This is a genomic window from Paenibacillus sp. Z6-24 (assembly GCF_054161335.1).
In genome coordinates this window covers 2,308,961-2,319,844 of record NZ_CP096398.1, presented here as the reverse complement: position 1 = coordinate 2,319,844, position 10,884 = coordinate 2,308,961, and the positions used below count along the sequence as shown (strand labels likewise).

Here is a 10,884-nt window from a genome sequence, read left to right as displayed (position 1 = left end):
TGATCAGAGCTATTCCACCATAGTCATGCCCAGCTGCCAATAGCCTCTAAAATACAGTACAAAAAAAGGAAATCCCAGATCGGACTTCCTTTTACTTGTATATATTCACTTGGGTATCCTAACCTCAATCGCTCATGCCAAAATGCAGCAAATACAGCTTGCCGTTGGTAAAGAACAGATAATCATCCCATTCCAGTTCATAAAAGGAATCCGGTGTACTGGTTACTCGGAACACCGTCACCACATTACCCTGCTGAGCCATACCTTCCTTGAGAATATGTATAAAATGCCGGCTCCCATGCTCCTGATCAAAAGGGACCGCACCCTGTTGTCCCATATCCGCACTGCGCCAGCGATAATAAAGCCAGCCAGGCAGCACTTGCAGCAGATGTTCCTGCCAATCCTGCAGCCGGTCCAGGCTCACCCGGTCTGGTGTTAGCTGCATATAGCCGCAGACACTCTCTACCAGTGTCCCAATAGCCGGGATCTCATCCAGATCGTAATCCAGCGCGCAATTATCCATCATATTCAGCTGGGCTACTCCCTGCAGATAGCCCCGTATGTAATCCATTGTCAGCCTCATAGGCAACATCCTCTCCCGTCCGTTCCATCCTCGCATGATCTGATGCCTTCATATCCTGGCTATGTCATCCTGATAGTATTAATACCCCGATTTTTTTCGCCAGAAGCGTCAGCTGCTCTATTATACTGCAAAACAGCCCGAACCGGGTATGCCTTCCTGCTGCGTGACCGTCTGCCGCTGCGGGTATATACATTACAGAAAAGCTTTTGCTGATAAAATAGATATACTATCTTGTACACATACTATTTTCGTGTTATAATTATATTGTAAACAATTTAATTTATACAAATTAAATATAATAAGGAACGGTGATCTTCATGAAAATTCAACTGACCGAACTCGCAGACCAGAAATTAAAAGCAGCTCTTGGCGAACAGCCAGGCATGTACAAATTGCTGTATGATACCGGTGAAGGCTGTGGTTGTGACGGCATTCCTGTGCTGCTGATCGTGGACCAGCAGGATGCCCATGATGTAGTGATCGAGACCAATTCACTGCCGATTCTGATTGACCGCCAGCATGAGATTTACTTTGAAGCATCGATGTATCTGGATGCCGAACCCAACTTTACTTCCTTCAAATTGCGCAGTGATTCCATGCTGTACAGCAACAATGTGAAAATCAGGGATCTTCGTGGCATGGAAGTACCAGCCGGCACAGCATCCAATTCCTGCGCACTGCGTTGATGTGAAGTTAATCTGTATAGGTATGAAATGAGGCGTCAGTATAATTGGGCTAATCCCCATTATGCTGACGCCTTTTTGATTGAAATTATTCATAAAGCGTATCGATAATTGGATTCCGCTTGATCATATCCAGCGGATAAACGGCTTGTTCATTACCCGGATGCCATGCTGATTGGCCCACCGGCTCAATTGTTCCAGCCCCTGCTCCGTATCATCGGTCAGGACAAAACAGCGACCAGTTGGCAAAATGACATTGCGGCTGGACTGAATACCGATTACAGGACGTTCATAGCCTTTGAGCAAAATCTGCCGGATGGCTGTACTCTCGATCTGCTGATCGCCAATGACCATAGCATCATCCTTTAAAAGGATCTCAAACGGTCTGCGAATACGACGACCGATAATGATGAACAGATAGGCTATAGAGACAATGAGCAGCACCAGCAAAGCTGCATACCAGTAGCGCCGATAGGTGGTAAAAGCAAGATTGCCCAGCAGGCATGTCAGTACGACCAGGCTGAGGATAATACCGATAAAATCCCGCGTACCTGCCGGACGTCTCGCTGTCAGTATATTCATGATCGTGCATCTCCTTTCATAGTGGACAGTGGCAAAAAAGCAGCTTCATTCCGCTGGCTCTCTGTCAGGGCCTGGTCGGAGCTCTCAACCATGCGCTGTCAGGTAGTTATTATTGTCTTGATCAGCGCCAGATATTCGCGCAGCATACTGATCGGCAGCTTGCTCAGGGGTGAAGGGCTGGATATGCCGCCATATACGGTATATCCGAGTTGCCCGGCAATATAACGAGCCCGATACATATGATAATTGCTGGTCACAATAATCGCTTTATACATGCCTGAATCGTAATAACCGCCTGTCTCCATCACCTGCCGGCTGAACAGCAGATTCTCGTAAGTGCTTGTCGAGCGGCTCTCCAGCAGGATCGCCGAAGCAGGCACACCCTGAAGCAGCAAATAATTACGCATAGCCACCGCTTCGGGTACGGTCTCATCCACTCCCTGACCGCCAGAAACAATAATTTTGCAATCCTGATGCTTTTGCCAGTACGTCAGCCCGGTGTCTACCCGCTGGCGCAGCGTCACCGGCAGCTGGTCGCCCTGCTTGAGACCGGAACCCAAAATGATGATGTAACGCGCACGCTCTGCCTCGCTGTCATCTCTGTCAAACTGAGACAAGACCAGCATCTCACCGATTGTAAACGACAGGATCAGCAGACTGCATAGAATAGCCAGCAGCCAGCCGATCCGCGGGTGCCTGTTCCATAGTTTCTTCATTTGATCTCGCTTGTTTGGCTTATTTGCCTTGCCTGGTTTGTTCAATGGATTGGGTTTTCTTCGTTGACGCATATGATTATGTACTCCACCTTAAGAATACCGATTCAGTTACCCTGCCTGCTGTATGGATCAGGGTATGACGGTATTGAGATTGATTGTAAACGATATAATTATCTATATTGTAGCATTCTGGAGAGGTCATACCCAAATTCCACCTTTTCCAGACTGCTGTGGAATCCATTCGCTGATTACTTTCACTCCTACTTTCCGGCTAATCCTCACAAGCTTTGGCATAAGCAAACAGGCTCCTGTCCATTTGTACGGGCAAGAGCTTGTTCTGCTGCAGCATCGTGACTGAGCCGGTCTTGGAATGAAGCCTTGCCGCTGCATTATGCCTGATTCATGTTATTCCGTCTCTGCGTGCAACTGACCCAGTACCTGAAGCAGCTCATTGCCAGTACCAAGCTTATATCCCTGCTGGCAGTAGCGGATCTGTCTATGTGAATCAATGACCAGTACAATCGGACGCTGTTCACCGCGTACCTGTTCCAGCACTTCTTTTAACCCCGTCAGTGCATGCAGACGATCATCGACCAGCATATGCATCCGTTCCGGTAATCTATCTGTCGGTATACGCTCCTGATCCTGCGCATTCGCTGTGAACACATACAACGGACCACCCCAACCAGCCCATTCCTCGCTCTGTTCGGACCATTCCCGCAGCAGATGCTTGGTCGGTTCGCGTTCCAGCTCCAGCCAGGCAATGATACTGCCTGCGGGATGAGCAGCATCGGGCTCTGTACCCGGCAGACGGTCAATTACCGAATCCGGCAAAGGGCAGGATATCAACGGCATCATCATCTGCTGCCGGCGGAAGACCAGTTCAACCTCTGTCGTCTGCTCTGGATATACATGGAAAAAGGTAAACCGGCCTGCTACACTGCCATCACTGAGCCGTGTGCCTGTTGTTAATCGATAATCACCGGGCACCACCTCATGCGGTTTGCTGCAGATCTCCTTTTCCCCATATGGAAAATGTAGTGTGCGGTACACTCCATCCTCCAGCCGTGCCAGTGTAAAGTTGCGGTAATAACCCGCTTCTTCCTCTGCATCATCTGCTGACAGCCGCAGGATAACCTGCCCTTTGCCGGAAAACCGGGACGATTGTTCTCGGGCAGCTGCCGGATGGGAGATCTGAATATCGTTAGCCGCATCCTCGGCAATTCCGGGACTGCGGTAACCTGACACCTCTTCCGCTTCGCTGTGAGGTGCAAACCCCGCTTCCTGCCAACTGCCATCCTGCCAGTACTGCGGATACAGCTGCAGCGGTTCCAGCCGCGCCGGAATACCGAGACTGCGGGCAGCGGCGACAAACATCATATCCCGGCTCAGCGCATCCATCACCCCCAGCCGGTGGGCTCCTGCAGGCGTCGCCATCCCGGCGTACCGATCCACATCATTGTAGAGGCGTATCCCGGCCTGCAGATCTGCAGCCAGCTGCTGTGGATTCAGCCGATAATCCGCCTGCTCCTCCGAAGACCATAACGACTGGAAATACTCCCGATAGGCAGCCAGCATCTCAAAATGCACCCTTGGACACAGCACATACCGATCAAATAGCTCCTGCTGTCCGGTGTACATCACATACGATCTGCTGCCTGTCAGATGATCATGCAGTACCGGACGAAAAGTATCCTGCCAATCCTTGGGACGCATTGATTCCAGCATCCGCAGCGCCAGCTGACGATTCTCCGGAGCTGTCTCTTCCAGAAAAGCAGTCAGTTCCCTGCCATTCCCTCTGGCTGTCTGCAGTATGGTCCACAGCCGATCTGCCGGGAGATTCAAGCTAGCTGCCAGCGTCCCAGCCTCTTCCTCTGTCAGAAATGCTGTCTCATAGGCTGCACGCACAGCGATGCACTCTTCGATACGCTGCTCATGCTTTTGCTTATCCGCTATTAAGACAACAGGTCCTTCATCGACCGGCGGCGCGGGAGGAGGCACCATTTCCCAGTGCATGCTTCCTTCAGCAAAAGCAGCCGTACTCAGCGTAACCGTAATCTCCGACTCTACCGCAGCATAGCAAAATGTCTCGCCCCAGCGTTGTCCGGCGCGTGCATGAATGAGCAGATCCCCGTATCCTGTCGTCAGCTGCGCCCGGCCTGTGCTATCCGTCCGCATCGTTACCAGCGGATAGAATTCTGCCGCATTATACAGCTGAAACTGCACCTCGGCCGGAAGACGCTCTCCCTGCTCATCCACCGTATACACCGTCACCGGTTGAACCGGTGCATACCGGTCCAGCATATTGATCTCCGTATACCATGGATGGCTGGAACAGACCTCTTCCGGTCCGTTATAATCTGCCGGTACACGTGTATTGACAAGCATTGCCCGGCGCGCAGGCAGCCGGAACCATCCTTCATCCAGTACAGGCTCCGGTTCACAGGCGCCGAGATAATGCCATTGTCCATCTGCCCACGCTTCGACCCAGGCATGGTTGGAATCACAGTGAGCCCAGCGCGGCGTATAACATTGACGTGCCGGAATGCCAATACTTCGCAGTGCCGTCACTGCCAGCGTAGACTGTTCCCCGCAGCGTCCCAGTGCTGTACGCATAATTGTCAGCGGCGAGACCGTCCGGATATCGGTACCTGTATAAGTGGCCCGCTCATGACACCAGTAGTTGGTCTCCAGGATGGCCTGCACCATCGGCAGAAGTCTCACCCGGTCTGCCAGCTCGGTATAAATGACCTGACGACTATCATCCATATTCTCATTATTCACCCGGTACGGCAGGACAAAATTCACAAAAATCTCATCCGGGATAGATGCTCCCCACGGCATTTCACGGCGTACATGCAGTGCCTGCCGCACATGCCTCAGGAAAAACGCACCGTCATAATCCGCCAGATCATGCAGCGGCATATACGCATATATAAATTGAAGCAGCAGCTGCTCTTCATCGGTCAGCGGCTCGTCAAACACCGAGAACAGCGATTGCTCCCTTTTGACAGCCTGCTGTCGTTTCCATTCGAACTTGCGATTTACCGTCTCCCGATCCAGTCCATATAATGCGGTTACAGTCATGCAGCCCATCCTCCTCTGTAAGGGTCAATATCCATCGCATTGCTGTATTCACATGATCTCTTCCTGCCATGTCCATCCGTCTTCACGAATACAGATCCGGGTCTGTCCATCGGACAGCGCCGATATCTGGAACATGCTGCTTGTGACTTCCATCTGCAGCTGCTCCGCGGGGGCAAGATGCAGCTCCAGCTGGGCGGGAGTTAGAGACAGCATATCCAGCCCAGCAGGAGAAGTACCGCTTTCCGCATATTTGTATATTTATTGCGTTCATTATATTCAATATGTTCGGTGTATTGCGCAGCCTGTACGTGTGATACGGATGTTCCTTTTTCTCCGTCCGCGAAAAGTTCACTCGCCAGTACTCACCAGGCTGCGGTGTACGCTGCTCTGCGGAGCACTCGCAGGATCCGCCACGGCAGCGCAATCTCTACTGACCACATCACATTCTCTGCCAGAGGATTGTTCAATTTCCTATTGATGTACACCGCGGTACGCAGCCCGCTGATATCCCAGCCGTTGACCGCAGGCCCCTCATCACGATAAGGCTTGACCAGCAGCAGGTCCCATACCGTATTCAGCGCATTGATCTCAAATTCGTAATACCGATGCGTATCCCCATCCGGATTGATAAATATCTCAAAGTCATTGTCCTGAAAAATAACCGAATCCCGCTCGCGCTGATTTGCCCAGATTTCATTGTCTTCCAGCTCGGCACCTATGTAGAAATAATCATCGTCCCAGAGCATCTTTACACGTGTGCTTTTGCTATCTTATACCTTTGCTTCAAATGAACGTATTGGAATACTGCTCATTGTAGGCAAGGATAGTGAGCAGGTAAATATGGCAATTATATGATGGACGATATGTAGGTTATGTTTTCGGTTGCTATATCGTTGTTATAAGCAGAAAAATATACAAAACCCGCTCTCTATGACAAAAGAGCAGTTCTGCATCCTAACCTGTTTATAAACGAATTATCGCACAGTTGGTTCCAGCCCAGTACCTTTTCGCAAAGTACGATAGCTTGCTTTGATCATTACTGTTGTATGGATTAACGATCCTTTTTCTGCTCGCGCCACTGACGGAATTCATGCTCCAGGATGCTCATACTGATCGCATCATGATACTGATAGTCATAATACAGCACTTCCCGCTGAACACCTTCACGGCGGAATCCCAGCTTCTCATACGAACGAATCGCCCGCTCGTTAAAGGAAAAGACCGACAGCTCCACCCGATGCAGATTGATATTGCCAAAAGCATAATCCAACAGCAGCTCCATCGCTTCGGTACCATATCCCTGCCCGCAATTGGATGATTCGAAGATCGCCACCCGCACATGCGCATTACGGTTGGTCCGATCGATATCCATTAGTGAGATTTCACCAATGACCTGTTCTGTCGGCTTGAGCATAATGAGCAGATCGATCCGGCTGGAATCGCTGGCGCTCTCTTCGATGAACCGGGCCACTCCTTCCCGGGTAAACAGCGCATGGGTCCCGGTCAGGCGACGCATCTCCTCATTCATCAATGTCGGGTAGTACACGTCCAGATCGTCTGTTGTAAATGTGCGCAAATACAGTCGTTCACTTTCCAGCATACGTGCATCGTTATGATTCATTGTGATCATTCCTCATCTTCTTATGTATTCGATGTACTTCGGCTTTTGCATAAATAAAGGAAAAGTTATCTCCCGGAAGTAGTGTATCATATGAATCGGCAGCTGCTCCAGCAAGAGCAAAACAGTCTTCGTATTCTCATCCGTGTTTAACACAAATAACTCTCTGCTGTATAAGCCAGAGAGTTATTTCATTGCTATCATTAATAAATGACCGCCCCAGAGTCATTATCCTTGCAGCTTGCGAATAAGCTGACGCAGCTGCTGATTCAGACTCTGCAGCTCTTCGCTGGACAGACCGGTCGCACTCAGCAGTGATTCCGGCAGACAGCTGGATTGCTCCTGCAATGCCATTCCTTTATCCGTAATTTTAATATTTACGACCCGCTCGTCTTCTGTAGAGCGCTGCCGGGTTATCAATCCGTTTTCTTCCATTCGTTTGAGCATGGAGGTCATCGTACCGGAATCCAGATAGATTTCTTTGCCGAGTTCCTTGATCGTGCACTCCTGCTTTTCCCATAATACAACCAGCGTAATATATTGCGGATAGGTAATCCCCATCTCTTCGAGCATCGGCCAGTACATTCTCGTAATGGCTCTTGAACCTGCGTAGAGCGAGAAGCAGATATGCTGTTCCAGAGCTGTTACACTTGTCGACTCCATTCTTCTCACCTAATTTCTTTATGTTTGGTTCATCATAAGCAGCATAGTGATATTAGTATTATCGTATCGTTACCGCTATATATTGTCAACAATTAATTTGCTTAAAATTTAAATTTAGCAAGCAAATTATTTTATCGGCTGCAAACACCTTTTTTATGGCATCTCTGCTATGTACCTATCAGGCTGTTATATACGAAAAAGCCCTTCCATACCAGTTACCGCTCACCGGATCGGTGAACAGGCTGCCTGCTAGGAAGAGCTTGTGTCGTTTCGTTAATCTATACATTCATAATCTATACAGCATCTTTGCAATAGAAAAAATACAATCCAGCATCTGTCCGCTCGGTCTAGAAACCAAACACAGACATGCCGCCATCGACCATCAGCGTCTGACCGGTAATATAGCCGGCAGCATCGGATGACAGAAAGACGACGGGGCCGACCAGTTCTTCCAGATTGCCGACCCGCTTCATCGGGGTGCGGTCCAGAATCTCCTGCATGTACTGCTCATTCGCCAGCACCTGCTCGGTCAGCGGCGTACGGAAATACCATGGACCCACCGCATTGACCTGAATGCCGTACTGCGCCCACTCCATCGACAGAATCTTTGTCATCTGGATCAATCCTGCCTTGGTGGCACCGTATGCTACGCCGGTACGCAAAGCAAGCTGACCCGCAACAGAGGCAATATTAATAATCCGCCCGCCACCATGCTCCCTCATCTGTTCTGCTGCAAGCTGGGATGCGATCAAAGCCGAATGAAGATTCGTCTGCACAATCATATTCCACTCGGCATCCGTCACATCGAGCGCCTTGCTGCGAATGTTCATACCTGCATTGTTAACGAGAATATCCGGCGCACCAAAAGCCAGTTCAAAGCGCTCGAACGCTTCCTTCATTTGCTGGCGATCCGTTACATCCGCGACCATGCAGATCGCCTGGCGGCTGCTGTGCTTCTCGATCAGCTGCCGGGTCACATCGAGGTCTGAGCCGGTGCGCGAGATTAGTCCCACGTCTGCACCTGCCTGTGCCAACCCGATCGCCAGCGCCTGACCGATTCCTTTGCCTGCACCGGTAACGATTGCTTTTTTATTGGATAATGAAAATGATGGTAGATACATCGGTAGCAACTCCCTTTCCATCCCGCGATCCGGTCAAACCGGCCGGCGGAAGCTCGTAAAGTATTGACTTGGCCCTCCATGCTCCGGATGAGTAACCTCCTCATATTTCTCGGAGGTGTATTCCCCGATCACCTGTCTCCAGAATGCTTGGGCGGCTGTGTTGTTATGCACCTGAGTGACTTTCCAGCGGCCCGGATAGCGGTTGAACAGTTCCTGCGCTGCCCAGCGGCCTACACCTGCACGCCTGTATTTATGCAGGATAAAAAATTCGGTCATATAATAGTCACTCTCACTGCTGTCCACATACCGGTCCACCAGGGCAAAGCCGGCAATATAGGAGCCCGAATAGATCAAAAATGGAAATTTGCGTCCCGGACGTCCCCAGAACTCATCCAGTCCCGGATACTCGGGGAAACGTCCCTTGTCGTTCAGCTCGATATTCAGATAATATGTAAAATCATAAAGATACAATTGCATCATTTCCCGGATAACCCGCTTTTTACTTCTCGGTACCAACTCCAGCGCCAGCGCCATCATGTTCCCTCCGTTGTCTCATCTGATCGTTGCACTTCATCTACACAGGCTCAAAATAGGTTCAGGAAAAATATGTATTTCATCCTAACGCCTTCTTACCACTATATAACGTTCCTGCATAGTGACGCAAATCATATTGCCATTATTTTTATGGTACAATCGGGACATGAGGTGAGCTAACGACATGACCATTCAGAAGATACACGACCGCCGCAAGCTGGACGAGAAACTTCCGTCCATGCCATGGTATATTGAACAATTTATCAATTACAAATTACCGGACCTGTCCCCTTCCACCCTGCTGGAATACATACGGGATTATGAATCATTTCTGGGCTGGATGATGGCAGAAGGATTATCTGCAGCCAGCGCCTATACGGAAGTTCAGCTGATTGAACTGGAGACGCTCCGAATGGAGGATGTAACCAGCTACCGGTTGTATCTGACGACACGCGCCGAGAGTACCAATACACGAGTAACCGTATCACGCAAGCTGTCCTCGCTGCGTTCGCTCTTTCATTACCTGAGCCAGATCGCCGAGGATGAGAATTTCTATCCGCTGCTCAAGCGCAACATCATGGCCAAAATAGAAGTCAAACGGCTGCACAAGCCCAAGGACACCGCCGCCAAGCTCAAAGGCAAAATTCTGGAAGAAGAAGAACTGGAAGAATTCGTCGGTTATATTCTGGAGGGTCACCGCGAGACGATCGCAGGCAACAAGCAGGCGCTCTATTCGTATGAACTGAATCGCGAGCGAGATGCCTGCATTGCCAGCCTGATTCTCAATTCCGGGCTGCGCGTATCCGAAGTGGTCAATCTGAACCTGAACGATCTCGACTTGAACCAGAAAATGCTGTATGTCTCCCGCAAAGGCAACAACGACGAGACGTTCAAAACACCGGTCTACTTCCGCGAGCAGGCACGGGACGAACTGCAGACGTATTTGCAGCTGCGGGAATCCCGCTATCGTACGCCGCGTGGTGAACAGGCGCTGTTCGTCGCCAAGCCCAACGGTCACGCATCCGGCAACCGTATGACCAAGCGCGCCATTCAGGCGATGATTATTAAATACGCCAAATACTTTGGCAAACCGTATCTGACCGTACACAAGCTGCGGCACTCTTTTGCGACCGATTATTATTTGCAAAATGATATTTACAAAACCAAGGAACAGCTGGGTCACGCTTCTACCGAGACGACGGAAATCTACGCGCATCTGACCGACAAGACGATGTCCGAAGCGATCGAGAAGCGCAAGGATCTGGATTAGAACAAATTATTGTATATTGTACATTCC

At 50.1% G+C, this 10,884-nt stretch carries 11 protein-coding genes and 1 pseudogene; 2 read left to right on the top strand and 10 right to left on the bottom strand.

Annotated elements, in window-relative coordinates:
• Nucleotides 1-124: 124 nt before the first annotated feature.
• Nucleotides 125-571, bottom strand: a complete 447-nt coding sequence (locus tag M1D61_RS10230; RefSeq protein ID WP_458122237.1) for a hypothetical protein — start codon at nt 569-571, stop codon at nt 125-127.
• Nucleotides 572-900: 329 nt separating this feature from the next.
• Here M1D61_RS10230 and M1D61_RS10225 point away from each other — a divergent pair, with 329 nt between their 5' ends.
• Entirely contained in the window at nt 901-1,269 is a 369-nt protein-coding gene (locus M1D61_RS10225) for an iron-sulfur cluster biosynthesis family protein (RefSeq protein ID WP_458122236.1), read from the top strand.
• Nucleotides 1,270-1,392: 123 nt separating this feature from the next.
• Here M1D61_RS10225 and M1D61_RS10220 read toward each other — a convergent pair whose 3' ends face one another.
• From M1D61_RS10220 to M1D61_RS10180, 9 genes and pseudogenes are all read right to left on the bottom strand, one after another.
• A complete protein-coding gene (locus M1D61_RS10220) occupies nt 1,393-1,848 on the bottom strand; it encodes a hypothetical protein (protein WP_458122235.1) in 456 nt (151 codons plus the stop codon).
• Between the two features lie 98 nt (nt 1,849-1,946).
• Nucleotides 1,947-2,636, bottom strand: coding sequence for a YdcF family protein (locus tag M1D61_RS10215; RefSeq protein ID WP_458122234.1), 690 nt, complete (start codon nt 2,634-2,636; stop codon nt 1,947-1,949).
• Nucleotides 2,637-2,969: 333 nt separating this feature from the next.
• On the bottom strand, nt 2,970-5,651 hold the full coding sequence (locus M1D61_RS10210; RefSeq protein ID WP_458122233.1) for a transglutaminase-like domain-containing protein: 2,682 nt from the start codon (nt 5,649-5,651) through the stop codon (nt 2,970-2,972).
• A gap of 48 nt (nt 5,652-5,699) precedes the next feature.
• Nucleotides 5,700-5,864, bottom strand: a complete 165-nt coding sequence (locus tag M1D61_RS10205) for a hypothetical protein (protein ID WP_458122595.1) — start codon at nt 5,862-5,864, stop codon at nt 5,700-5,702.
• A 118-nt stretch (nt 5,865-5,982) separates the two neighbouring features.
• Nucleotides 5,983-6,418, bottom strand: a pseudogene (locus tag M1D61_RS10200) (carbohydrate-binding family 9-like protein); the annotation flags it as partial.
• Nucleotides 6,419-6,702: 284 nt separating this feature from the next.
• Nucleotides 6,703-7,281, bottom strand: coding sequence for a GNAT family N-acetyltransferase (locus tag M1D61_RS10195; protein ID WP_458122232.1), 579 nt, complete (start codon nt 7,279-7,281; stop codon nt 6,703-6,705).
• Between the two features lie 216 nt (nt 7,282-7,497).
• Nucleotides 7,498-7,932, bottom strand: a complete 435-nt coding sequence (locus M1D61_RS10190) for a MarR family winged helix-turn-helix transcriptional regulator (RefSeq protein ID WP_458122231.1) — start codon at nt 7,930-7,932, stop codon at nt 7,498-7,500.
• A gap of 347 nt (nt 7,933-8,279) precedes the next feature.
• Nucleotides 8,280-9,053: an SDR family NAD(P)-dependent oxidoreductase gene (locus M1D61_RS10185; protein ID WP_458122230.1), complete on the bottom strand. Its 774-nt coding sequence runs from the start codon at nt 9,051-9,053 to the stop codon at nt 8,280-8,282.
• Between the two features lie 33 nt (nt 9,054-9,086).
• Nucleotides 9,087-9,587, bottom strand: coding sequence for a GNAT family N-acetyltransferase (locus M1D61_RS10180; RefSeq protein WP_458122472.1), 501 nt, complete (start codon nt 9,585-9,587; stop codon nt 9,087-9,089).
• A gap of 184 nt (nt 9,588-9,771) precedes the next feature.
• Between M1D61_RS10180 and xerS the strand changes: the two genes are divergently transcribed.
• Nucleotides 9,772-10,857 carry a tyrosine recombinase XerS gene (gene xerS, locus M1D61_RS10175; RefSeq protein WP_458122229.1) on the top strand — a complete coding sequence of 362 codons (1,086 nt, stop codon included), beginning with the start codon at nt 9,772-9,774 and terminating at the stop codon, nt 10,855-10,857.
• Nucleotides 10,858-10,884 lie beyond the last annotated feature (27 nt).